Below are 23,801 nucleotides of genomic sequence, written 5' to 3'. Positions count from 1 at the left end.
GGGAGGCGCCAAGTCACATGGCTTGCGCATATGATGGAGCGCCCGGGGTTTTCGCCGCGACGGTAGGCGTCGCGGCCCGCTGGCCGGGAACAAGAAGAACAAGAGGCACGAATCGATGGAAAGAAGGCGTTTCAGCGCCGCCCTGCAAGGGCAGAACCTCAGGTTCACCGGGGCCGGGGAGGGGGGCTCGGCACGGGCTCGGGTGGGCTTCCTGCTGCTCGAACACTTTTCCCTGCCGGCCTTCACCCAGGCGCTGGACACCCTGGTGACCGCCAACCTGATCCGCAGCGAGTCCTTCGCGGTGAGCAACTTCAGCCTGAGCGGCGAGCCGGTGACCAGCGACCTCGGGTTGCTGATCTGCCCGGACCTGGCGCTCGCCTCGGCGGCGCGGCAAGGACTCGACCTGCTGGTGGTCTGCGGCGGTTTGCGCACGCCCCTGCGCTCGTCCGCCGCGCTGCGGGAAGCGTTGCAGGACGTGGCGTCGCGCGGCGTCGCCCTGGCCGGGCTGTGGAACGGTGCCTGGTTCCTCGGCGACGCCGGCCTGCTGGATGGCTACCGCTGCTGCATCCATCCCGAGCACCGCGCCGCCCTCGCCGAGATCGCCCGCAACAGCCAGGTGACCAGCGACAGCTACATGGTCGACCGCGACCGCCTGACCGCGGCCAGCCCCACCGGCGCCTTCAACCTGGCGCTGGAGTGGATCGCCCGGCGCCACGGGCGCGACCTGGTGGAGGCGGTGGTGGATATCCTCGCCTTCGAGGAGTCGCGCTACCGGCGGGTGCGCCCGGCCCTGCACGAGAAGATGAGCGCGCCGCTGCGCGAAGTGATCAACCTGATGGCGGCGAATATCGAGGAACCGCTCAGCCAGGAGCAGCTCGCCCACTACGTGGGGCGCTCGCGGCGGCAGATCGAGCGGTTGTTCCAGCAGCAGCTCGGAACCACGCCGGTGCGCTACTACCTGGAGTTGCGGATCACCGAGTGCCGGCGCCTGCTGCAACATTCCGACCTGACCATGCTGGAGGTCCTGGTCGCCTGCGGCTTCGTCTCGCCCAGCCACTTCAGCAAGTGCTACACCGCCTTCTACGGCTACCCGCCGTCGAAAGAAGTGCGCTACGGCAACGTCCGCTCGACGAAATGAGGGCGTTTCGCCGGACGCGGCCGGCATGCTAGAACGGACCTTTCGCCCTGGCCTGCGGAGGTCCTGCGCCATGTCCCAGCCTTTTCTCTGGCGTCGCGTCAACGACTCGTCCGGTTTCGCCGAGCCGCGGGTGTTCATCCGTGTCTACCTGGAACCGGGCAGCATCGATGCGGCCATCGCCTTCTACGAAGACCTGCAGGGCGTCGCCCACGACATGCGCTTCGACTTTCCCGAGAAACGCCTGACACTCGCCGCGGTCGGCGCCTTCCTCCTGCTGGAGGGCAGTGACGAGGCGCTGGCGCCGTTCCGCAGCACCACCGGCACCCTGCTGGTGGACGACATCGAGCCCTATCACCGGCGGTTGCTGGCTGCCGGCGCGCAGATCATCTTCGGGCCGGCGCGCGCGCCCACCGGCGCCTGCTTCAATGCGCTGCTGCCGGACGGCACGGTGGTCGAGTTCGTCCACCACCGGCCGCAGCCGGGCGAGGCCTGAGCCTCAGCCGTCGCGCCGGGCGGCGCAGTCGTCCATGGCCGCGCCGATCGCCTGTTCGCCGCGCGCCAGCAGCGCTGCGCTGGCGCCGCGGATATCGCGGGCTTCCTTGTTCTGGCTGAGCTTGAACTTGCCGACCAGGCGGGTGATCTCGATTTCGATGCCGACGATCAGCCGGAGCATCTCGTCGATGTAGTCGGCGGGGCCGTCGGTCATTTTCCAGGGCGTTTCCTGGGTCGCCTCGTGGGTGCGGGTCAGGCGCGCCACCAGGCCGCGCACGTAGCGTTGGTCGTCGCGAATCCGCACCCGGCCGTGGGCGTGGACCACCCGGTAGTTCCAGGTCGGCACCTGGCGGTGGTGCTCCTGCTTGCTCGGGTACCACTGCGGCGAGATGTAGGCATCGCCGGCGCGGAACACCACCAGCACCTCGTCGCCGTCGCGCAGCTCGCTCCATACCGGGTTGTTGCGCGCGACATGGGCTTCCAGGGTGCCTTGCGCGCCCTTTTCCGGGCTCAGCTCGAACGGCAGGTGGTTGGCGTCCAGGCCCGCTTCGCCGTGGCTGACCAGCAGGCCCAGCGGATAGTCCCGGATCAGCGCGTGCAGCGCCTGCGGGTCGGACTCTTCGAAATGCGAAGGCAGGTACATGTTCTGTTCTCCTCGGGGACTCGGCCCTTATACGCTGTCGGTGGGTTCCGTCGCCACGCACAGCAGGCGCGAGTCGGCGCGCATGCCGGGCATCATCAGGCGCAATTCGTCGAGCAGCAGGCCGCCCGCTTCGTGCAGGGCCGCCAGCGGCATTTCCGGCAGGCTCTCGAGGATGAACCACATGCGCCGGGCGCTGGCATCCAGGCGGGTGCGCACGCCCTGGCGCCAGTTCCAGCGGCGGCAGGTGACGCCGAGGTCGTCGCGCCAGACTACCTCGCCGGGGTCGGGGGATTCGTCGAGCGCCTCGCCGTTCTTCAGGGTGTCGAAGGTCTCGCTGCCGTCGGCGACCACCAGGCGCGGCGTGCCGGCATAGGCGGCGAGGTTCTCGCCGCCTACCGGAATGGCGAATTGCACGCTGATGGCGTTGTACAGGTCCACCACCGGGTCGATGCTCGGCAGCCCGCCGTCGCGCAGCGCGCGTTTGCGCAGGGCTTCGGCGGAGCAGGGGGTACGCTGCGGCTTGGCGCCGAAGCGGCGGAACGCCTCGGCCCAGGCTGCCAGGTGCGCCTCGGCCCAGTCCGGTTCGCCACGCGCCAGCGCTTGGCAGGCGCGCTCCACGGCGCGGCCGGCGATTTCCGGACGAACGATCGGCGCCGCCTCGACGGTGAGGCTCAGGGCGCGGAAACCGGGGGCGAGGGCGGCCACCTCGGCGGCGATGACGGGGAGGATCGGGGCGTGCTCGGGCATGGTCGTCTTCAGGGTTCGGTGAGATGGAGGGGCCGGGGCATTCGGCTTGGCCGGCGCGTAAAGCGGTAGGTGGATTTCTACCATCCGGGCTCCGCCCTCACCATGAAATCAGCGAATGAATTATTAGCTGTGCTGATGATCGGGTGGTCGGGTTCAGCTGCGCTAATGGCGGGAGCGGCGTTCGCTTGCCGGCGAAGCCGGCGCCAGAGCCTTCCGCCGGCCGGGCGGGGCTGGACAGCGAGGCGCGAGGGGCGCAGTGTTCGAGCGGTCAGAACCGCCACCACCCGAGGTAGAACGCAGATGGCCAAGGCAGCCGATGTGGTTGTGCAATGCCTGGAAAACGAGGGCGTGCAGTACGTCTTCGGAATTCCCGGCGAGGAGAATCTCGACCTGCTGGAGTCCCTGCGCAAGTCGCAGATCCGGCTGGTGCTCACCCGTCACGAGCAGTCGGCCGGTTTCATGGCCGCCACCTACGGGCGCCTCACCGGCAAGACCGGGGTCAGCCTGTCGACCCTCGGCCCGGGCGCCACCAACCTGGTCACCGCCGGCGCCTACGCCTACCTGGGCGGCATGCCGATGCTGATGATCACCGGGCAGAAGCCGATCAAGAAGTCCAAGCAGGGCCGCTTCCAGATCCTCGACGTGGTCGGCATGATGCAGCCGCTGACCAAGTACACCCACCAACTGGCCTCCGCCGACAACATTCCCTCGCGGGTCCGCGAGGCGTTCCGCCTGGCCGAGGAAGAGAAGCCCGGCGCGGTGCACCTGGAGCTGCCGGAGGACATCGCTGCCGAGCAGACCGACAGCCTGCCCATCCCGCCGAGCCTGAGCCGCCGGCCGCTGGCGGAATACAAGGCGATCTGCGCCGCGGTGGAGAAGCTGCGCGCCGCGCGCAGCCCGATCCTGGTGATCGGCGCCGGGGCCAACCGCAAGATGACCGCCAAGGTCCTCAAGCAACTGATCGACAAGACCGGCATTCCCTTCGTCACCACCCAGATGGGCAAGGGCGTGGTCGACGAGCGTCACCCGCGCTTCCTCGGTAACGCCGCGCTGTCCGCCGGCGACTTCGTGCATCGCGCGGTGGAGGCGGCCGACCTGATCGTCAACGTCGGCCACGACGTGATCGAGAAGCCGCCGTTCTTCATGGTTCGCGGCGGTACCGAGGTGATCCACGTGAACTTCCGTTCCGCCGAGGTGGACCCGGTGTATTTCCCGCAGATCGAAGTGGTGGGCGACATCGCCAACGCCATCTGGCAGATCGGCGAGGCGCTGGACGATACCGCGCACTGGGACTTCACCCGCCTGCTGGCGATCCGCGAGGCCAACGAGGCGCAGGTCGCCGAAGGCGCCGACGACCCGCGCTTCCCGCTCTATCCGCAGCGCCTGGTGGCCGACGTGCGCCGGGCGTTGCCGTCGCAGGGCATAGTCGCCCTGGACAACGGCATGTACAAGATCTGGTTCGCCCGCAACTACAAGGCGCACATGCCCAACACCGTGCTGCTGGACAACGCCCTCGCCACCATGGGCGCCGGCCTGCCCTCGGCGATGGCCGCGCACCTGGTCTACCCGGACCGGCCGATCGTCGCGGTGTGCGGCGATGGCGGCTTCATGATGAACAGCCAGGAACTGGAAACCGCGGTGCGGCTGAAGATGAACCTGACGGTGATCATCCTGCGCGACAACGGCTACGGGATGATCCGCTGGAAGCAATCGAACATGGGCTTCGCCGACTTCGGGCTGGACTACGGCAACCCGGACTTCGTGCGCTATGCCGAGGCCTACGGCGCCCACGGCCACCGGGTCGACAGTGCCGAGGGCTTCCTGCCGTTGCTGGAGCGCTGCCTGGGCACGCCCGGGGTGCATGTGATCGATTGCCCGGTGGATTACTCGGAGAACGACCACATCCTCAACGTCGAGTTGCGCGAACGCGCCCTGGCGGTCTGAACCGCCGGAGCGTCGCGCCGGGGTGCGTTCCGGCGCGACGGCTCAGAACAGCGACAGGTTGTAGCTGGCGATCAGGCGCACCTCGTCCACGTCGCGCGCCGAGCGCTCGAAGTTGGTGCGGTAGGTGGCGTTGCGCAGGCGCAGGCTGAGGTCCTTGAAGCGGCCGCTCTGCACCACGTACTTCAGCTCGATGTCGCGCTCCCATTCCTTGCCCTCGTCGCCGTTGGCCAGGCGGATATGGTCGCCGTTGACGTAGCGGGTCATGAAGCTCAGGCCGGGCACGCCGACGCTGCGCAGGTCGAAGTCGTAGCGCAGTTGCCAGGAGCGTTCCTCGGGGTTGGCGAAGTCGTTCACCTGCAGGTAGTTGGCCAGGTACGGATTGCTGCCGTCGAGGTAGGGCATCGAGCTGGCGCCGTTCATCCGCTGCCAGCCGGCGCTGAGCGTGTGGCCGCCCTGGGCGTAGGCGAGCAGCAGGCTGAGGGCGCGGTTGTCGATCTTGCCGGCGCGGGCCGCGCCGGCGTCCTCGCTGTCGAACCAGCGCAGGTCGGCGCTCAGCTTGCCGGCGCCGAGCTGCCGCTTGCCCACGGCACCGAGGTAGCGCTGGCGATAGACGTTGCGCAGGCCGCCCTGGGCGTATTGCAGCAGCAGGCCGTCGTTGACCTGGTAGTCGAGTTGGTAGGCGTCGAAGCGGTTGCCGGTGGTGTCGCAGGCGTAGCGTTTGTTCTTGCAGTGCAGGCGGATGTCCTGGGCATCGCTGGAGTCCCGCGCGGTGTAGCGCTCCAGGCGGGTGGCGGAGAGCCTGAGGCCGGCGATCTCCTCGCTGGTCAGCTGGGCGCCGTGGAACAGGGTCGGCAGCAGGCGTCCGTCGTTGTATTTCAGCAACGGCATGTCCGGCAGCATCGCGCCGTATCTGAACTGTGTCTGCGAGAAGCGCATCTTGCCGGCGACGCCGGCCTTGGCGTACTGGTCGACCGAGCGACGCGGATCGTGGCCGCTGGAAGGCAGCAGGCCGCTGTTGCTGTCCGCGGGGCTGGAGTCGAGCTTGATCCCGAGCATCGCCAGGGTATCCACGCCGAAGCCCAGCGCGCCCTCGGTATAGCCCGAGCGCAGGTCGAGGATGAAGCCCTGCGCGGCTTCCTCGCGCTTGGAGGCGCCCTGCGGGTTGGCCGAGCTGCCGTCGCGGAAGTCGCGGTTGAAGTAGACGGTGCGCGCTTCCAGGCGCGCGCTGCCGTCCTCGAGGAAGGCGGCAGGGGCCGGGGCGACGAATCCGCCGCACAGGGCGAGGGCGCCCAGGCCGCGAAGGGTGCGGGGCGAACGGGGGGAAAACGGGGCGGACATGCGGTGACTCTCGACAGCGGGGGGTAAAAAAGCGCGCGAAGGTGTCACAGATGGTCGGCGGGGTCTTTGCGACCTTGGTCTAGCCGAGAAGGCGCGCACGGATCGTCGGCCAGGCAGGCCTCTAGCGGGTCGGACGCAGCGTGCCGAAAGCGACGAAGAATCCTCCGCAGCCCCCTGTGAAACGCTGCCCCGCCCGTGCCAGCCTGATCGTCACGTTTGCGCCAGGATATCCGGAGGCTAGCGCTTCACGCAGACGAACAGGGCATTCCCGGAGCTGCCGGCCCAGGGCGTGATCCGTTCGTAGTCGTGTTCGAAGACCTGCACCTCGAAATGCGTCTGCAACAGGTGCTGCAGCTCGGCGAAGCTGAGGGCGACCATGGGGTGTTCGTCCTCCCAGGTCTGGGTCGTTCCGTCCGTGGTTTTCTCGATACCGAGGCGCAGCGCCTGGCGCTCGCCCTCGCCGCTGTAGTACCAGCCGGAACCGAAGGTGAAGCGGCTGCCTCGATGCTCCACGGAATGGCGGACGAACGAGCGATTGTCGATCTGCCCCTTGTCCACCGTGTTGAAACAGAACACGCCGCCATCCGCCAGTGCGCCATGCACGCTGGCCAGGCATGCGCGCAAGCGCTCCAGCCCTGCGTTGTAGTGGATCGAATAGAGGAAACAGGTGATCAGGTCCAGCGGCTCGTCCACCTGGAAGCCGGCCATGTCCTGCCGGCTGAAGTGCGCTTCGGGGCAGCGCTGTCGGGCGAGGTCGAGCATCGGCTGGTTGATGTCCAGGCCGGCGCTGCGATAGCCGAAATCGAGGAAGTGCCTCACGTGAGGGCCGGTACCGCAGGCCAGGTCCAGGTGCCGCCGGCCCTGGTTGCCGAACAACTGGTGCAGGCGACGCACGCAGTGGCTCTGCGCCTGGTAGTCGATGTCGGCGCACATCAGGTCGTAATAGTGGGACAGGTCGGTGTACAGCGCGGTGGCGGACATGGGCGGCAAGGACCGGCGGCGAAGGGCGCGGCATGGTACCCCAGGCCCGGGCTTTGCCGGCGAAAAAACAGGCACCGGCCGGCGGATCGCGGGCGGACTTCAGTCGAACCGCGGCCAGTCGTCGGCTATCCGGTACCAGCAGGCCATCGACGCGACCTGGACATGCTTCTGTTTCGCCGCTGGGAAGGGCGTGTCCAGGCTGCCGAGGGCGACCGATACCCAGTCGGCGAACTTGCCTTCGCTCCTTGACCAGAACAGCGGCGAGCCGCAGCGCGAGCAGAAGCGCCGGAGCACGGCGGGGGAGGAGCTGAACGCGGCGAGCAGGTCGGCGCCGCGGTCGATGTGCAGGTCCGCGACGGGGACGCTGCCATAACTGGCGAATGCCGCCCCATGGGCCTTGCGGCACTGGCTGCAATGACAGTGGGAGAGCGCCCGCGGGGGCGACGACAGGCGGTAGCGCAGCGCGCCGCACAGGCAACTGCCGTGGAAAGTCTGGCTCATCGGAAGGCGTTCCCGGATTCGCAAAGGCGGCGAGTCAAGCAGCCCGCGCCACGCTTGTCGAGCGCCTCCTCCGATCGTGGGCTGTCGGTGCTGGCGTCGATGTCTGCTAGGCTCTGCCGTTTCACCCTAGGAGTATTTCCCCATGGCCCGAGCCACTGCCCGCCACATCCTGGTTTCCAGCGAAGCCAAGTGCAACGAACTGAAAACCGCCATCGAAGGTGGTGCGGATTTCGCCGAAGTCGCCCGCGAGCATTCCACCTGCCCCTCCGGCCGCGACGGCGGCAACCTGGGCTCGTTCGGCCCCGGCCAGATGGTCCGCGAGTTCGACCAGGTGGTCTTCAGCGCGCCGTTGAACGTGGTCCAGGGCCCGGTGAAGACCCAGTTCGGCTACCACCTGCTGGAAGTCACCAGCCGCCAGGACTGAACGTGCGGCGGCGCATAACGCCCCTCTTCCACGCGCCGATCCAGGCGTGGGGCGAATAACCGCTGCACGGGGTAAACGGCGGATAACGCCGTTGGCGTTATGCGCCCTACCTGTCCCGGACCGATGAAGGAAGCCGCACTTCCACGCGCCAATCCGGGTGTGGGGCGAATAACCGCTGCGCGGGATAAACGGCGGATAATGCCGTTGGCACCTGTTCCGGACCGATGAAAGAAGCTGCACTTTCACGCGCCGATCCAGGCGTAGGGCGAATAACCGCTGCGCGGTTATCCGCCGGTGCGCGATCGATAGCCTGGCTGGCCTCAGGGCGCGAAGTAGCGGGAGATCTGCGAATAGACGCCGCTGAAATCGGAGAAGTAGTCATTGCGCTGTGAGGTGGGCGCGCCGCAGTACGAGGGGCCGCCGTACAGGCCACCGCGTAGCTGGTAGGAACCGTCGCCGGCGACGGTCAGCAGGCCCGAGCCGGACGAGCCGCCTTCGACCACCGCCGACGGCCAGTCGACGCGGGTCAGGGCGGTATGCCCGTCGTAGGTGACGCCCACTGCCGAGACGTTGCCCTGCGAGTACTTCTTGGCGTCGCCGCGCGGATGGTGGATGTCATGGCCGAGCGAGCCGTTGGCGATCGGCGTGGCGCTCCAGCCCTGGTAGAACACGCCGGCCGGCGGAGTACGCTTGAGTTCCAGCAGCAGGGTGTCGCGCTTCGCGTCGCGGTGCAGGATATTCGCCCCGCCGGTCAGCACGGTGACGCTCTGGTTGATGGTCGAGGCGTCGCCGTAGCACTGGGTGGTGTTGTAGAACCAGATGGTCTGCAGCGTCGCGGCGGTGGCCTGGTCCTCGATGCAGTGCGCGGCCGACCAGAACAGCTGGCGCTTGGGCGAGTTGCCGTTGTTCAGCAGGGTGCCGGTGCAGATGTAGCTGCCGCCGTCCGCCGAGCTGGTGAAGACCATCTTCGCCACCGCGGCGGTGGCGTTGTCGTAGGCCCGCGTGCCGCTCTGGGTCGCGCAGACCGTATCCACCTCGCAACTGCCGCTGGCGCCGAAGCCGTCGCGGTAGCCGGCCTTGTACAGGGAGTCGGCGAAATACGATACCTGGGGTACCGACAGGCGCAGGTCGCCCGGTTGCAGGTTGGCCGGCAGCACCAGTTCGACGGTCAGGGTATCGCCCTCGATGACCGGGCTCCAGTAGGGACGGTTGAGCGACAGGTCCTTGCCGCTGGCCTCGAAGATTTCCTTGCCGGCGCCGGCGAAGTGCAGCAGCACGTCGTCGGGCAGCGAGCCGCTGCGGGTTTCCAGGCGAATCGCGGCGCGCAGGCTGGCGGCCCCCGCGGCGCTGATCGGGAAGCGCGCGGTGTGGCGCCCGTCCGGGGTGTCGATCCATTCGAGGGTTGCCAGGTCGATTTCCGGAGTCGCCGTCTTCAGGCCCACGCCTACTTGCAGCGGCGTACCCGGTTTCGGCGCCAGCGGCGCGGCGCGGGCCACGCGGCGGGCGGGGGGCGCGGCGAAGTGGATGCCGGCCGCCGAGGTCGCCGCGTTGGGGTTGGCGAAGCGGGCGTGGCCGGTGCTCGCCGGAGAAGCCTGGAGCACGGCGACGTCGCCAGCCATTTCGCTCGCACCGGGCGCGGCCGAGGCCTGGCTCGCGCCCGCAGCCAGCGCGAGAACCAGGCATGCATTCAGGTACGTTCTCTTATGCATGAATCGACTCCTTCAGTTTGGGGAGGGCAACTTCCTTAATCGTTCGCGTGGCGAAAGATATGCAGGGGTGACGGAGTCGTTCAAATATTTTTTATATTCGTTTCTGCTAGCTATTAAATATGAAGAAGCGTTTATGGATAGCAGAATAGATAGCTATTCCCCTCACTTGTCATTGATGTTGGAGTGCTCTCTCTACCAACTAAAGTTTGGTCTGGAGTGCCGCTATAGAGCCTTCGGCTTGCTTCAGGGAGGTGCAGGGTGTAGTGCGCGAGTGCTTTGCTGGTGCATCTATCGATGTGATCGGGTTAACGAAATCCGGATTTTCAAGTTATCCGGTTTGACCAGTCCTGAATATAAGGCTGGGTGAATCTTTCATTCACCGCTCGGAAACCGTTCCGATGTCGGCTTGGTTGAATTCCAGGATATCCGGCTTATCGTCGTATCAGTCATCTTTATAATCGCGGGGCATATATAGAGCCCTGGCCGCTTACCATTACTCCAGGGTTTTCCAGGATACGCCTCCGTCTTTGTTTCAGAGCGGCGGATGCAACGGCGGCGCATGCCGTGCGATCAGTTCGGCGACCCACTCGATGAACACCCGCAGCTTGCCGCTGACGTGGCGGTTCGGCGGGAACGCCAGGTACAGCGGCATCGGCTCCAGGCTCCAGTCCTCGAACAGCGGCAGCAGCTCGCCGCGGGCGAGGGGCTCACGCGCCATGTAGTGCGGCAGCCAGAGGATGCCCAGGCCGGCCAGCCCGGCCGCCAGGTAGGCGTTGCCGTCGTCCACCGCCAGCACATGGCGGCCCGCCACCCGCAGGCTTTCCTCGCCCCTGTGCATGGCGTAGGGCAGGGCCTTGCCGGTGCGCGCCCAGAGGAAGCCGACGATGCGCTGGTGGCTGTCCTCCAGTTCGCGCGGGTGGCTCGGCACGCCGGCGCGCTGCAAGTAGGCCGGTGCCGCGTAGACCCCCAGTTGCAGGTCGCCGACCCGCCGCGCCATCAGCGACTGGTCGCGCAGTTCGCCGCCGCGGATGACGCAATCGACGTTCTCGTCGATCAGGTCGACGAGCCGATCGCTCACGCCCAGGTCGATCTGGATCTCCGGATAGCGCGCATGGAACTCGGGCAACGCCGGGATCAGCAGCAGCCGCGCCAGCGGGCTCGGCACGTCGATCCGGAGACGCCCGCGGGGCGCCAGGGCGGCGCTGGAGAGGCTGGTCTCGGCATCGTCCAGTTCCGCCAGCAGGTGTACCACCCGCTCGTAGTAGGCGGCGCCGTCGGCGGTCAGGTTGAGCTTGCGCGTGGTGCGATTGAGCAGGCGTACCCGCAGCCGCGCTTCCAGTTGCTGGACCAACTGGGTGACGCTGGTGCGGCTCATGTGCAGCGTCTCCGCCGCCTTGGTGAAGCTGCCGGTCTCCACCACACGGGCAAAGGCCTGCATCGCATCGAAACGGTCCATCGGGGCTCCGGGTCGTCGGGGATTGTTTGGATTCTACAAACAGTCATGGCCAGGGTTGCGCGTTTATCCACGGCGCGCACGACCTTACCGTTCTTCCATCGACGATGACGGGGCCGGGAGCCCCAGGATGGAGGTATCGCATGACTGTACGCGACGTGGTTTTCCCCGCCGGCCGCCAGGCCCTCTACGAGCGCAACCGCTATTCCCCGGCGGTCCGCAGCGACGGCCTGCTGTTCGTCTCCGGCCAGGTCGGCAGCCGCGACGACGGCTCTCCCGAACCCGAGCTGGAGACCCAGGTCCGCCGCGCCTTCGACAATCTGAATGCGGTGCTCGCCGCGGCCGGTTGCGGGTTCGACGATGTGCTGGACGTCACCGTGTTCATGGTCGACGCCGAGGCCAACTTCGAGCGCATCTGGAAGATCGTCCCGGAGTACTGGGGCGAGGCGCCGCACCCCACGCTGACGGCGGTGGGGGTGAACTGGCTGTATGGCTTCAGCTTCGAGATCAAGGTGGTGGCGAGGTTGCCGGAGGGGCGAGAAGGAGGGGCGTAGATCGCCCGGATTACTCTCAGACTTTTATATCTGACCACCTGGGTTGCTGGTGGTCAGAGGTATCCACCGCTATTTTTTCCTCGGTTTTCCTGCATCGCTACGTTTGTCACGTATCTGTCCATCTTTATTTCTGGAGCGCGGTTGTTCCCCGCCCCCGGGCTTGGGAACGTTCACATTAGGGTTGATCGGCCTTCTGTCAGTCATTTCTCTTTCCTTGCAATAGACTTGGGTCGGTACCAGCCAATGACCTGGCCGGGGGGCGAGGTCTTCTTCAAGGTAGCCCATGGCCATCTTTTGTCAGAAATGTATAAGAGGCCTATGGGAACTCAACACCTGCCGAGGTGTGAGCCTGCCACGCTACTGTCGTTCCATCACGAACCCTCGTGATCAGGTTTGGCGACCTGAACGACGAAAGGTGTAGCAGCGCCCATGTACCCATTGCAGATGCGCCCCGTGTCTACGATGCTGTGCCGCGGTCGCTGTGCATGGGAGACCCCCGGGTCTGCCGGGCTCCTTTCGTCCTGGTTCGCCAACCTGTGCACAGCGGCCTCCTTGACCGTTTGGCGACGGCAAAAGGCTGCTCCTGATAACGAAAGGAGCTTTACATGTCTGAGTTCGAAGCACTCCCCACCCTTTCCCAGCATTCCTCTGATTCCGATTCCGCCGTCCTCTACCTGCGCCAGGACGCTCCGGCCTACCAGTTGCTGCATGCCGCCGAGTACCGTTTTGGCGCTCTGGCTGAACTCCTCGCGGTGCTCAGCCTGGGTGAGGATAAAGCCGAGGTGCCCGCCGCCTTGCAGCGCTCGGCGCGGGCTTTCCTGCTGTTGGCTTCGGATGCGCGGGGGCTTTATTGCGCCGCCTGTCAGCGGCAAGGCGTGGTTTGAAGTGGTATAGCGGTGGAGGCGCAGGGCCTGTCGGTCCTGCGTTGTTCCCGGCTTGGCGTCGCGAGGCAGCCATCGGCTTTTCAGCTTAGGCGCAGGCTTACCCAGGCCGGCGCGTGGTCGCTGGCGTGCTCCTCGCCGCGCACCCAGCGATCCACCCCGGCGTCTTCCAGGTGGTCCGCCAGGCTGGCGCTGAGCAGCAGGTGGTCGATGCGCAGCCCGGCGTCGCGTTGCCAGTGCTGGCGGAAGTAGTCCCAGAAGGTATAGATGCGCCGGTCGGGGAAGCGCTGGCGTAGCGCGTCCACCCAGCCCTGCCGCAGGAGGCGCTCGAAGCACTCGCGGGACTCCGGCTGGAGCAGGGCGTCCTTTTTCCAGGAGCGGGTGTCGTAGATATCGAAGTCGCTGGGCACCACGTTGAAGTCGCCGGCCAGCACCACCGGATGGCCGCTCTCCATCAGTTCGGCGGCGTGGCGGATGAGGTGCTCGAACCAGGCCAGCTTGTAGTCGAACTTCGGTCCCGGCTGGGGATTGCCATTGGGCAGGTAAAGACTGGCCACCAGCAGGCCGTCGACGGCCGCTTCGAGGTAGCGGCTGTGGGGATCGCTGGCGTTGCCCGGCAGGCCGCGGCGTACCTCCAGCGGCTGGCTGTCGCGGGCGAGGATGGCGACGCCGTTCCACGCCGACTGGCCCTGCCAGATCGCGCCGTATCCGGCCCTCTCCAGCGCCGCGGCGGGGAAGCGCGCGTCGGGCGTCTTCAGTTCCTGCAGGCAGACGATGTCCGGCGCTTCCCGCTCCAGCCAGGCCAGCAGCGCGGCCAGCCGGGTCTGGATGCCGTTGACGTTGAAGGTGGCGATCTTCAGGGTGTCCACCGCTTGTCTCCGCGAATGACGATCAGGCTGCCGCCTGCAGGGCTTCGCCGATGGCTTCGTTGAACGCCTGCAGGTCACCCGGGTTGCGCGAGGTGATCAGGGTCCAGCCGTTCGCCGGGCAGACTTTCACCCGCGTGTCGACCCAGTTCGCGCCGGCGTTGGTCAGGTCGATACGCACGCTGGAATAGGAGGTCAGGGTCTTGCCGCGGGCGACGCCGGCGTCGATCAGCAGCCAGGGGCCGTGGCAGATGGCGGCGACCGTCTTGCCTGCGTCGCTGAATTCCCTGACCAGGCGCCGGGCCTCGCTGTCCTGGCGCAGGGTGTCGGCATTCACCGTGCCGCCGGGGACCAGCAGCAAGTCGTAGTCCTCGGCGCGCAGGCCTTGCAGCCTGGCGTCGGAATTGACGATCAGGTCCTTCTCGCTGTCGTGTACCCAGGTCTGCGCTTCGCCGCCCTCGATGGTCGCGTGGGTGACCGTGGCGCCCTGTCGCTTCAGGGCCTTCAGCGGTTCGAGCAGCTCGTCGCGCTCGATGCCGGCGTTGGCGGTGATGACCAGGACGTTCTTGCCTTGCAGCTTCGCGCTCATGGTTTTCTCCTCTGCTGGGGCGCTCGTAGCGGGCGCCGTGGCGTGACATGCAGGAGAGTGGAAAGCCGGAACGCCGGGGAGTTCGAAAGATTTGCCGGGCGGTGGGCCGGATCCTTGGCCTGTCAGCCTCCGGCGTCAGCGGAACAGCAGCGAATGATGCGCCGCGCCACCGGTGCGCGCGCCGTCGCCCACCGCGATGGCGACGTTGCCGGCCGCCAGCGCCGCGTCGCCGCAGGCGAAGACGCCGGGAACGCTGGTTTCGCGCATGCCGTCGGTCCTGATGAACGGCCCGCTCGGGCCGTCCTCGAACTCGCAGCCGAGCAACGCCGCCAGCGGGCTGGCCATGCGCGTACGCGGCTGGGTGAACAACCCCGCGAGCGTAATCGTGCGGCCGCTGGCCAGGGTCACGTCAGCGCGCGCGCCGCCCAGCGCGACCACGGCTTCGCGCTCGATCGCCACGCCGCGCCGGTCCAGTCTGGACATTTGCTCGGCATCCGGTTCGAAGACGCCGTTGAGGAAGAAGGTGGTCGCTCCCCAGTCGGGCAACATCAGGGCGTGGTGGATGGCCAGCGGCGAGGCCGCCAGTACGCCAATCGGTCCGCCGTCCAGTTCGTAGCCGTGGCAATACGGGCAATGGAACACGTGCCGTCCCCAGCGCTCGGCAAGACCGGGGATCTCCGGCAGGTCGTCGGCGACCCCACTGGCGAGGATCAGCCGGCGCGCGGTGAAGCGTTCTCCGTTGGCGGCCTTCACCACGAAACCGTCAGCCTCCTTCTTCGCCGCGACGGCGGCTTCGGACAGCCACTCGACGCTGGGATAGGCCAGCAACTGGGCGCGGGCGTCATCGACGATGGCCGCCGGATCGCGGCCATCCTGGCCGAGAAAGCCGTGGGAGGCCCGGGCGAAGCGGTTGCGCCGCAGTCCCGTGTCCATCACCAGCACCCTGCGCCGCGCCCGCGCCAGTTGCATGCCCGCGGAGATGCCGGCGTAGCTGCCGCCCACGATGATCACGTCGAAAGTCATGGCGTATCTCCCATTCGGATAGTCACGCAACAACGTAAGTTTCATGATGGGCGCTTGTCAACGCTCTCGTAACTTTTTCTGTAGCGAGAGATACTCATGGCTTTTCCGTCTCCACGAGTCCGCCGTCCATGAGAAACGACACCCGCCTCTCGCGCATGCTCCATGTGCTGATCCATATGGCCCGCCACGAAGGGCCGGCGACCTCCGAAGCCATCGGGCAGATGCTCGGCACCAACCCGGTGGTGGTGCGGCGGACCATGGCGCTGCTGAAGAACGAAGGCTACGTGAGTTCGGAGAAGGGCCATCGCGGCGGTTGGCGGCTGGCCAAGCCGCTGGCGGACATCACCTTGCTGGATATCCACCAGGCGCTGGGAGCGTCCTCGATCTTCGCCATCGGCCTGTCTACCGATCATCCGGAATGCCTGGTCGAGCAGGCGGTCAACGAAGCGCTCGGCGAGGCGTTCGAGGCGGCGCAGGCGTTGCTCCTGGAGCGCCTGGGGAGCGTCACGCTGGAGCAGTTGGCGAGCGAGTTCGAGCGCCGCTATCGGCCCTGCTGAGGCGCCTGGAAGGGCCGTTCGGACACCGCCGCCGCGCCTGCGGAGGCACGCCGGCGGTCCGGGTTCAGAGCGAGTACTTCACCGTGAACATCAGGTTGCGCGGCTCGCCGTAGTTGAGGTTGCCGAAGTCGATGCCGCTGTAATAGTACTTGTCGAACAGGTTGTTGAAGTTCAGCCGTGTGTCGATCCGTTCGCTGACCTTGTAGCCGAGCATGGCGTTGACCACGGTGTAGCCGCCCTGCTGGAAACCGGTGCTGCTGTCCTCGGTCTTGCTCTGGGTGGCCAGGTCGCCGCCGACGCGCCATTTGTGCAGTTCGCCGGGCAGCGTGTAGCTGGTGGCGAGCTTGAACAGGTGGCGTGGCTTGGCCGCGTCGAATGGCTTGCCCTCGTTGGCCTTGTTGCTGTCGTGCTTGTACTTGGCGTCGACGTAGGTATAGCCGGCCATCATCTGCCAGTCGTCGCTCAGCGCACCGCTCAGCTCCAGGTCGACGCCCTGGCTGCGGACCTTGCCCGAAGCGCGCGAGCAATAGCGCGAGGTGGGGCTGAAGGGGCATGGCGAGGGGCCGCCGACGTCCTCGGTGGCGCGGTTTTCCTGGTCGATCTGGAACAGCGCGATCTGCGAATTGAGCGCGCCGCCGAAGTGTTCGCCCTTCAGGCCGATCTCGTAGTTCTTGCCGGTGATCGGGTCGAGCAGGCCGCCGCCGGCGTCGAAGTTGCTCTGCGGCTTGAAGATGTCGGTATAGCTGGCGTAGACCGAGTAGGTCTGGTTCAGGTCGTAGATCACCCCGGCATAGCGGGTGACGTTGCGGGTGACCTTGTAGCTGTCGGTATCGGCGTCGGCCTTGTACCAGTCCAGGCGCCCGCCGAGGATCACTTTCAGCGGGTCGGCGAGGTTCAACCGGGTGGTGAGGTAGGCGCCTTTCTGTTCCTGGTCGAGCTTCATGCCCCACAGGCTGGTGTTCAGCCTCGGCTTGAGGGTCGAACTCGGGTCCCACTGGGTCGGGTCCATCGGCCCGGTCGGGGTGCCGTCCTTGTTGAACAGGCTGCCCCAGCCGCCGTGGCCGTCGAAGCGTTCCTGGCGATAGCTGGCGCCGACCACCAGCTCGTGCTCGCGGCCGAGCAACTGGAAGGGACCGTTGGCATAGGCGTCATAGCTGTCGTGGTCGTCGGTGTAGCTGTAGTCGCCGGGGTTCTGGGTCATGCTGGCGCAGCCGGTGGTCGAGTAGTAGCAGTCGTTGTACAGCCCGAGCATGTTGATTCGCGCCCACAGCTTGTCGGCGGCCAGCTTCATCTGCCAACCGTTGGCGAAGCGGTGGGTCAGGTCGCTGAACAGGTGGGTGGTGTCGGTATCCCAGTAGGACCAGTCGGCGCCGTAGTAGGACGAGCGCTTGAGGTCCAGGTGGCGGCCGCCCAGCGGGCTGGGCAGGCCTACCCAGTTGTCGTTGCGGTTGTCGTTCTGGTTCGAGGCGCCGATGGCGAAGGTGGTGTCCGGGCTCAGGTCGGCTTCGGCGATCCCGTAGAACACGCCGCGTTCGCTGCTGACGTGGTCCTGGAAACTGTTGCCTTTCTGGTAGGCGACCACCGCGCGGCCGCGCAGGGTTCCTTCGCTGTTCAGCGGACCGGAAACGTCGGCCTCGCTGCGATAGCGGTCCCAGGAGCCGACGCTGCCTTGCAGGGAGGCGCGGAAGTCCTGGGTCGGACGCTTGCGCACCATGTTGATCGCCGCCGCCGGGTTGCCTGCGCCCTGCATCAGGCCGGTGGCACCGCGCACCACTTCGACGCGGTCGAACATGGCCAGGTCGGCGGCGGAAATGACGTCCTGGGTATAGGTGGAAATGCTCGTCGGCAGGCCGTCGTACATGATGTTGTCGACGTCGAAGCCGCGCGCCGCGTACTTCACCCGGGCCGGCCCGTACTGTTGCACGGTGAGGCCGGTGACGCCCTTCACCGCGTCGTTGAGGTCGCGCATGCCCTGGTCGTCCATGCGCTGGCGGGTGACCACGCTGACCGACTGAGGGGTCTCGCGGATCGACATCGCCAGCTTGGTCGAGGTGCGCATCGCCCGGGTGGTGTAGGAGCCGCTGTCTTCGGTGATGGCGGCGGTGGCCGGGTCCTGGGTGGCGACCACGCTGAGCGCGCCGAGGTCGACGCTGTCGCCGGGGGCGATGCCGGCACCTGTCGGCGCGGCCTCGACCCAGGCGTCGCCGCCCCGTACCTCCCCGCTCAGTCCGGAACCTGCGAGCAGACGCTGCAGTGCCTCGCTCGGCTCCAGCGTGCCGCGTAGGGCCGGTGCGCGCCGGTCGGCCACGGTCGCGCGGTCGAAACGGATGCGCAGGCCGCTGGCGCCCTGCAATTGCTCGAGGGATGCGGCCAGGGGCTGAGCGGGAAGGTCAAGGGCGATGGGAGCGGCCTGGGCGGCCAGGGAAAGCGAGGAGAGACCGAGCAATAACGCACTGGAAACGACGTGTTTCATCTGCAGTGTCCTGGATGGCGGCGCAGGCAGGCCGTTGGCGCGACCGGCTGCGTTTCTTGTTTACGTGGGAAACCGGCGTAGGAATTCGCGGCGGGGCAAGTGTATGTAAATGTAAAAATGGAGTAAATGATAGAGATTATCGTTATCAGTAGTATTCGTAGAAATCCGATGAACTGCGTCCTGCCAGCGGCTGACGGGGATTTCCGCTGGATACCTCCCGTGAAGGCCGCCTGGATTCGTGATTCCAGCGCAAATGAATTTGCTCGATTCGGGTCTTAATCGAAGAGATGTAAGCCGCCACACTGCGCTTCCTTCGAGTCATCCCGCCCACGGAGCGCAGCCATGTCTTCCACCATCCACCCCCTCCCGTCCTTCGGTCTCGGCACCTTCCGCCTCACCGGCCAGGTCGTCGTCGACTCGGTGCGCAGCGCCCTCGAGCTGGGTTATCGCGCCATCGATACCGCGCAGATCTACGGCAACGAGGCGGATATCGGCCGGGCGATCGCCGAGAGCGGCGTACCGCGTTCCGAGCTGTTCCTCACCACCAAGGTCTGGGTCGACAACTACGCCCGCGAAAAGCTGCTCGCCAGCCTGCGCGAGAGTCTGGAGAAACTGCGCACCGACCGGTTGGACCTGGTCCTGATCCATTGGCCGGCACCCGGCAACGGCGTCGAGCTGGCGGAGTACATGGCGGCGCTGGCGGAAGCCAAGTCCCTGGGCCTGACCCGGCGGATCGGCGTCTCCAACTTCAACATCGAGCTGACCCGCCAGGCCATCGCCGCGGTCGGTGCGGGCGAGATATCCACCAACCAGATCGAACTCAGCCCTTACTTGCAGAACCGCGCGCTGACCGCCTTCCTCGAGGAGCAGGGCATCGCGGTCACCTCGTACATGACCCTGGCCTACGGCAAGGTGCTGAAGGACTCGACGCTTGCCGGGATAGCCGCCAGGCACCGGGCCACGGTCGCCCAGGTGGCGCTGGCCTGGGCGATGCAACTGGGCTACGCGGTGATCCCGTCCTCGACCCGCCGCGAGAACCTCGCCAGCAACCTGCTGGCGCGCGACCTGCGCCTGGACGCCGAGGACATGGCGCGCATCGCCGGCCTCGAGCGTAACGGCCGCGAGGTCAGTCCGCAGGGCCTGGCGCCGGCCTGGGACTGAGAACCGCGTCGAGGGTCCGCCGCGCGGAGGCTCCGGTCGCGCGGTCGGTTCAGAGCTCGATGCGGTATTCGATCACGCCCGGCTTGTCCGCCACCCAGTCGTACAGGCGCTGCGCCCTGTGGTTGCTTTCCTGGGTATGCCAGTAGAGCCGCGCGCAGCGACGTTCCTCGGCCTGCCGGCGGACGTACTCGATCAACTGCTTGCCGATCTGCTGGCCGCGCACGTCGGGCGAGACATAGAGGTCTTCCAGGTAGCAGACGTCCTGTGCCGCCCAGGTCGAGCGGTGGTAGAGGAAGTTGACGATGCCATGCAGGCGGCGACCGTCGCTGGCCACCGCGCAGTGCATCGGTTCGCCCTCGTCGAAGAAGCGCCGCCAGGTGGCCTCGGTGGTCTGTGCCGAGAGTTCGACTTCATAGAACGCCTGGTAGGCCTTCCAGTGTTCGAGCCACTGCTCGAAGTCCTCGTGTGCCACGGGGCGTACCGATACCAGTGTGTGCAGGGATTGCATCCAGTGCTTCCTTCTTTGGCTTGATGGGGCGATCCGGCGGAGGCCGGGACCGAGGGTCTTGACCCGGGTGTTTTTATAGCCGCCTAATGGCTTGCCATATCCCACCAATTAGATGATCGAGGGCAGACCATTTGTTCAGGCAATCACTGCTCGAATCGGTCAAGGCGCGACTCCTCCATCCACAGCTCCAGGCCCTGCCGCTGCATGCGCGAATCCAGCGCGCGATCCGCCAACTGATCCTCGACGGTGCCCTGGCGCCGGGCAATCCGTTGCCGGCCTCGCGGGCGCTGGCGCAGTCGTTGGGGGTATCCCGCGACACCGTCGAAGCGGCCTATTCGCACCTGCATGCCGAGGGCTTCATCGAGCGTCGGGTCGGCAGCGGCAGCGTGGTGGCCGCGGCTACCCGGCTGTCCCCCGGCCGGCGCGGTGCGGGCGCTCCACGACGGGTCGGCGGCGCGCCGCGACTGAGCCGGCGTGGCGAGGCGATGCAGGCTGGCGGCGGGGTTCGCGAGCAGCTCGTCCCGCGCCCCTTCGCTCCCGGCGTGCCGGAGACCCGCACCTTTCCCCTGGCGACCTGGGAGCGCCTGCAGCGCCAGGTCCTCAAGGAATATGGCGCGCGCGCCCTGACCCACGGCGACCCGCAGGGCGCCGAACCGCTGCGCCAGGCGATCGCCGACTACGTCAACCTGGAGCGTGGCGCACGCGCCACGGCCGACCGGGTACTGGTGCTGACCAGTTCGCAACAGGCGCTGGGTCTTTGCGCCAGCGTGCTGCTCGACGCCGGCGAGCGGATATTCGTCGAGGACCCGGCCTACTACGGCGCGCGCAAGGCCTTCGAGGCCGCCGGCCTGGAGTGCCTGCCGGTCCCGGTCGACGAACAGGGCCTGCGGCCCGAGCCGATCCTCGCCCAGCCGCAGGCGGCGCGGGCGCTGTGCCTGACCCCGTCGCACCATTACCCGACCGGCGTGACCCTGTCGCTGGAGCGTCGCCTGGCGCTGATCGAATGGGCGCAGCGGCAGCAGGCATGGATCATCGAGGACGACTACGACAGCGAGTTCCACTACGCCGGCCGGCCCACCGCCTGCGTGCAAGGCCTGGACGTCCACGAGCGGACGCTCTACATCGGCACGTTCACCAAGTCGCTGTTTCCCGGCCTGCGCATCGGCTACATGGTCCTGCCGCCGGCGCTGGTGGCACCGATGACCGTCGCCCGCTCCCTGCAGGACGGGCACAACGCCTCGCTGGCGCAACTGACCCTGGCGCGCTTCATCGCCGGCGGCCACTTCGGCGCCTACGTGCGCGGCATGCGCAACCTCTACGGCGAGCGCCTGGGATTCCTCGCGGAGCGGGTAGGCAAGCGTCTGGGCGGCCTGGTCGAGCCGCGCGTGCCGGCCGGCGGGCTACAGATGCCCGGGCTGCTCTGCGCGGAAATCGACGAAACGCGCGCCATCGCGGCGGCATACCGCGCCGGTGTCGAGCTGGTCGGGCTCAGCGCCCTGCATCTCGCCGCGCCACCGCGAGCGGGTTTCCTGATGGGCTTCGCCGCCTACACCACGGACGAGCTGGAGGCGGCGGTCGGGGTCCTCGCGAAGACCCTGCGCGGTTTGCGTGCGAATCCCTAGGCCGCCGGCAAGCGCTCAGTCGCGCAGGGCGTAGACGTAGGCATCGACCTGGGCGCCGTCGGCCAGCGTTACCCGGGCCGCCACGCGCCGGTATTCGGTGCCTTCGAATTCATCCAGCGCGGGCCAGTGCTCGGCGAGGCGGTCGGAGACGAACACATGGCCGTGGATTTCCTCGCCGTCGGCGTCGATCGCCAGGCCCGGAAAGCCCATCCCGGCGCCCCAGCCCTTTTCCAGCAGGCGACCGCGGAGGCTGGCCGCCTGCCATTGCCCGCCGATCTTCTGCATCAGGTGTTCGTTGGGACGGCCGGGGCCGAGGCTGCCGTAGACGAAGAGTCGCTGCATCGATAACTCCCTTGAACGGAAGAGCGTGGGCGCAAGACGCGAAGCCTTCCGCCCGCGCCTTTCACTTGCTTGCCAGCGGTGGAGTACGTGGCGGCACGATACGCCGCGAGCCGGTCGACTCGAAGGCCGCGGCGAAGCGCAGCAGCGCCGAGTCGTCGTAGGCGCGGCCGGCGAAGGTCAGGCCCACCGGCATGCCGATGTCGGCCATCACCCCCATCGGTACGGTGACCGTCGGCACGCCGAGGTGGCGGATGGCGAGGTTGCCGTTGGCGACCCAGACACCGTTGCTCCAGGCGATGTCGGCCGAGGCCGGGTTGACGTCGGCGTCCGCCGGGCCGACGTCGGCGACGGTGGGGAAGAGCACGGCGTCCAGGCGCAGGCGTCGCATCCACTCCTCGAGGTCGATCCGCCGGGTTTCCTCGAGGCCGCGCAGGCCATCGGGGAGGGTCGCGATCCGGTCCCAGGGCTTGATGCCGCGCTCGGCCATCCGCACGTATTCGTCCATGCCGGCGGCCAGGTCGCCCTCGCGGTTGGGCAGGGTGCCGGGGTCGTGGGGGAAGATCTGCGGGCCGTCGACATCCGCCAGGCGGTTCAGCTTCGGATCGCCATTGGCGCGCAGGAAGTCGTCGAAGCCCCAGGCCGAGAGTTCCCACAGCTCGTCGTGGAGGAATTCCTTCGACACCAGGCCGCGGTTGAACACGGTGGGCGCGCCGGGTCGGTCGCCCTCGCAGTTCGACACCAGCGGGAAGTCCACCTCGATCACTTCGGCGCCGGCGGCTTCCAGGGCCTTGCGCGCCTGTTCCCAGAGGGCGATGACCGAGGGCCGGGTATGGATGCGCTGGCCGGTCGGGCCGCCGATCCCGGGGGACTCGCTGGTGCCCGCATCGGGGTCGGCGTTGATGAACATGCGCGGCACGCCGAAGCGCTTGCCGGCCAGGGCCTCGGCGCCTGCGGCCAGGGCCGGGTAGCTCGCCGGGCGTACCTCGGAGGCCTTGGGGATCGGCACCCAGGGCTGCATGCGCCAGAGGTCGCCGCGGGTATCGGGATCGTCGGCGACCACTACGTCGAGGATTTCCAGCAGGTCGGCCATGCTCCGCGCATAGGGCACCACCACGTCCATGGTCGGCGTCAGCGGCCAGTTGCCGCGCACCGAGATCACCCCGCGCGAAGGGGTGTAGGCGCACAGGCCGTTGTTCGACGCCGGGCCGCGCCCGCTCGACCAGGTTTCCTCGGCCAGGCCGAAGGCGGCGAAGCTGGCCGCGGTGGCGGTGCCGGCGCCATTGGAGGACCCCGAGGCGAAGGGCGCGGTGAGGTAGGCGGCATTGTACGGGCTCTCCGCGCGGCCGTAGACGCCGCGCTGCATGCCGCCGTTGGCCATGGGCGGCATGTTGGTCTTGCCCAGGCAGATCGCCCCGGCGGCGCGCAGGCGCTCGACGGTGAAGGCATCGCGCTGGGCCACCAGGTCCTTGAACGCCGGGCTGCCGGAAGCCGCGGTGAGGCCCTTGACCAGGTAGCTGTCCTTGGCGGTGTAGGGAATGCCGTCCAGCGGACCGAGGGTCTCGCCACGCGCCCGGCGGGCGTCGGAGGCCTGTGCTTCGGCCAGCGCATCGGGATTGCGCACCACCACCGCGTTCAGCGCGGTGGGCGTGCCGGGTGCATCGTAGGCGTCGATCCGCGCCAGGTAGGCCTGGACCAGTTCGACCGCCGTGGTACGACCGGACTCGAGCGCGTCACGCAGCTCGGCGATGGAAACCTCGGTGACCTCGATCATGCTGTCACCGCCTGGCGAATGGAGACGGGGAGACCGTTAGCGACGCTCATCATCGTTCCTCTTGTTCTCTGCTCGATGCGACGG

23 protein-coding genes are annotated in these 23,801 nt (G+C 67.4%); 9 read left to right on the top strand and 14 right to left on the bottom strand.

Annotation, left to right across the window (positions count from 1 at the left end):
* Positions 1–115: 115 nt before the first annotated feature.
* Both FOC67_RS22105 and FOC67_RS22100 read left to right on the top strand, forming a co-directional pair.
* The gene (locus FOC67_RS22105) at positions 116–1,138 is read left to right on the top strand and encodes a GlxA family transcriptional regulator (RefSeq protein WP_009313288.1); all 1,023 of its coding nucleotides are present in this window, start codon (positions 116–118) and stop codon (positions 1,136–1,138) included.
* A gap of 25 nt (positions 1,139–1,163) precedes the next feature.
* A complete protein-coding gene (locus FOC67_RS22100; protein ID WP_003118992.1) occupies positions 1,164–1,631 on the top strand; it encodes a VOC family protein in 468 nt (155 codons plus the stop codon).
* A gap of 3 nt (positions 1,632–1,634) precedes the next feature.
* On the opposite strand, the gene FOC67_RS22095 is transcribed toward FOC67_RS22100, so the two are convergent.
* Positions 1,635–2,273 carry an FMN-binding negative transcriptional regulator gene (locus FOC67_RS22095; RefSeq protein ID WP_003110545.1) on the bottom strand — a complete coding sequence of 213 codons (639 nt, stop codon included), beginning with the start codon at positions 2,271–2,273 and terminating at the stop codon, positions 1,635–1,637.
* A 27-nt stretch (positions 2,274–2,300) separates the two neighbouring features.
* A complete protein-coding gene (locus tag FOC67_RS22090) occupies positions 2,301–3,020 on the bottom strand; it encodes a B3/4 domain-containing protein (RefSeq protein ID WP_003110544.1) in 720 nt (239 codons plus the stop codon).
* A gap of 300 nt (positions 3,021–3,320) precedes the next feature.
* On the opposite strand from FOC67_RS22090, the gene FOC67_RS22085 reads away from it, so the two are divergent.
* Positions 3,321–4,964, top strand: a complete 1,644-nt coding sequence (locus FOC67_RS22085; RefSeq protein WP_009313290.1) for an acetolactate synthase large subunit — start codon at positions 3,321–3,323, stop codon at positions 4,962–4,964.
* 42 nt (positions 4,965–5,006) lie between these two features.
* Here the strand turns inward: FOC67_RS22085 and FOC67_RS22080 are convergent, their stop codons facing one another.
* From FOC67_RS22080 to FOC67_RS22070, 3 genes are all read right to left on the bottom strand, one after another.
* The gene (locus tag FOC67_RS22080) at positions 5,007–6,302 is read right to left on the bottom strand and encodes an OprD family porin (RefSeq protein ID WP_009313291.1); all 1,296 of its coding nucleotides are present in this window, start codon (positions 6,300–6,302) and stop codon (positions 5,007–5,009) included.
* 237 nt (positions 6,303–6,539) lie between these two features.
* Positions 6,540–7,283 (bottom strand): class I SAM-dependent methyltransferase EftM, encoded by a 744-nt coding sequence (gene eftM, locus FOC67_RS22075; RefSeq protein WP_003093564.1) that lies wholly within the window; start codon positions 7,281–7,283, stop codon positions 6,540–6,542.
* A 99-nt stretch (positions 7,284–7,382) separates the two neighbouring features.
* Positions 7,383–7,784 (bottom strand): GFA family protein, encoded by a 402-nt coding sequence (locus tag FOC67_RS22070; RefSeq protein WP_009313292.1) that lies wholly within the window; start codon positions 7,782–7,784, stop codon positions 7,383–7,385.
* 142 nt (positions 7,785–7,926) lie between these two features.
* Here FOC67_RS22070 and FOC67_RS22065 point away from each other — a divergent pair, with 142 nt between their 5' ends.
* Entirely contained in the window at positions 7,927–8,208 is a 282-nt protein-coding gene (locus tag FOC67_RS22065; protein ID WP_003093561.1) for a peptidylprolyl isomerase, read from the top strand.
* Between the two features lie 320 nt (positions 8,209–8,528).
* Here FOC67_RS22065 and piv read toward each other — a convergent pair whose 3' ends face one another.
* Positions 8,529–9,917: a protease IV gene (gene piv / locus FOC67_RS22060; protein ID WP_009313293.1), complete on the bottom strand. Its 1,389-nt coding sequence runs from the start codon at positions 9,915–9,917 to the stop codon at positions 8,529–8,531.
* 532 nt (positions 9,918–10,449) lie between these two features.
* Positions 10,450–11,373, bottom strand: a complete 924-nt coding sequence (locus FOC67_RS22055; protein WP_009313294.1) for a LysR family transcriptional regulator — start codon at positions 11,371–11,373, stop codon at positions 10,450–10,452.
* Positions 11,374–11,513: 140 nt separating this feature from the next.
* On the opposite strand from FOC67_RS22055, the gene FOC67_RS22050 reads away from it, so the two are divergent.
* Positions 11,514–11,924: a RidA family protein gene (locus tag FOC67_RS22050; protein ID WP_003129356.1), complete on the top strand. Its 411-nt coding sequence runs from the start codon at positions 11,514–11,516 to the stop codon at positions 11,922–11,924.
* A gap of 605 nt (positions 11,925–12,529) precedes the next feature.
* Entirely contained in the window at positions 12,530–12,808 is a 279-nt protein-coding gene (locus FOC67_RS22045; protein WP_003128029.1) for a hypothetical protein, read from the top strand.
* Between the two features lie 80 nt (positions 12,809–12,888).
* Here FOC67_RS22045 and xth read toward each other — a convergent pair whose 3' ends face one another.
* The 3 genes from xth to FOC67_RS22030 all read right to left on the bottom strand — a co-directional run bounded on the left by xth (position 12,889) and on the right by FOC67_RS22030 (position 15,328).
* Positions 12,889–13,674 (bottom strand): exodeoxyribonuclease III, encoded by a 786-nt coding sequence (gene xth, locus FOC67_RS22040; protein ID WP_003129357.1) that lies wholly within the window; start codon positions 13,672–13,674, stop codon positions 12,889–12,891.
* Between the two features lie 22 nt (positions 13,675–13,696).
* The gene (locus FOC67_RS22035) at positions 13,697–14,260 is read right to left on the bottom strand and encodes a DJ-1/PfpI/YhbO family deglycase/protease (RefSeq protein ID WP_009313296.1); all 564 of its coding nucleotides are present in this window, start codon (positions 14,258–14,260) and stop codon (positions 13,697–13,699) included.
* A 135-nt stretch (positions 14,261–14,395) separates the two neighbouring features.
* Positions 14,396–15,328, bottom strand: a complete 933-nt coding sequence (locus tag FOC67_RS22030; RefSeq protein WP_024947486.1) for an NAD(P)/FAD-dependent oxidoreductase — start codon at positions 15,326–15,328, stop codon at positions 14,396–14,398.
* 83 nt (positions 15,329–15,411) lie between these two features.
* Here FOC67_RS22030 and FOC67_RS22025 point away from each other — a divergent pair, with 83 nt between their 5' ends.
* Positions 15,412–15,840, top strand: coding sequence for an Rrf2 family transcriptional regulator (locus FOC67_RS22025; protein WP_003115857.1), 429 nt, complete (start codon positions 15,412–15,414; stop codon positions 15,838–15,840).
* A 64-nt stretch (positions 15,841–15,904) separates the two neighbouring features.
* On the opposite strand, the gene FOC67_RS22020 is transcribed toward FOC67_RS22025, so the two are convergent.
* Complete coding sequence (locus FOC67_RS22020; protein ID WP_003129372.1) at positions 15,905–18,313, bottom strand: TonB-dependent siderophore receptor; 2,409 nt, start codon at positions 18,311–18,313, stop codon at positions 15,905–15,907.
* Positions 18,314–18,655: 342 nt separating this feature from the next.
* Between FOC67_RS22020 and dkgB the strand changes: the two genes are divergently transcribed.
* Positions 18,656–19,474 (top strand): 2,5-didehydrogluconate reductase DkgB, encoded by an 819-nt coding sequence (gene dkgB, locus FOC67_RS22015; RefSeq protein WP_009313298.1) that lies wholly within the window; start codon positions 18,656–18,658, stop codon positions 19,472–19,474.
* A gap of 49 nt (positions 19,475–19,523) precedes the next feature.
* Here dkgB and FOC67_RS22010 read toward each other — a convergent pair whose 3' ends face one another.
* On the bottom strand, positions 19,524–19,982 hold the full coding sequence (locus FOC67_RS22010; protein ID WP_003110534.1) for a GNAT family N-acetyltransferase: 459 nt from the start codon (positions 19,980–19,982) through the stop codon (positions 19,524–19,526).
* Positions 19,983–20,113: 131 nt separating this feature from the next.
* Here FOC67_RS22010 and FOC67_RS22005 point away from each other — a divergent pair, with 131 nt between their 5' ends.
* Complete coding sequence (locus FOC67_RS22005) at positions 20,114–21,604, top strand: PLP-dependent aminotransferase family protein (protein WP_003129375.1); 1,491 nt, start codon at positions 20,114–20,116, stop codon at positions 21,602–21,604.
* Between the two features lie 15 nt (positions 21,605–21,619).
* Here FOC67_RS22005 and FOC67_RS22000 read toward each other — a convergent pair whose 3' ends face one another.
* Positions 21,620–21,946 (bottom strand): gamma-glutamylcyclotransferase family protein, encoded by a 327-nt coding sequence (locus tag FOC67_RS22000; RefSeq protein ID WP_009313299.1) that lies wholly within the window; start codon positions 21,944–21,946, stop codon positions 21,620–21,622.
* Positions 21,947–22,007: 61 nt separating this feature from the next.
* A complete protein-coding gene (locus FOC67_RS21995; protein ID WP_003112050.1) occupies positions 22,008–23,717 on the bottom strand; it encodes an amidase in 1,710 nt (569 codons plus the stop codon).
* Positions 23,718–23,801: the final 84 nt, after the last annotated feature.

Origin of the sequence: Pseudomonas sp. FDAARGOS_761 (assembly GCF_013343155.1) — a bacterium.
Classification (GTDB): Bacteria; Pseudomonadota; Gammaproteobacteria; order Pseudomonadales; family Pseudomonadaceae; genus Pseudomonas; species Pseudomonas aeruginosa.
Note: the sequence above shows the minus strand (reverse complement) of the source record. Positions and strands in the feature narration are given on the sequence as shown.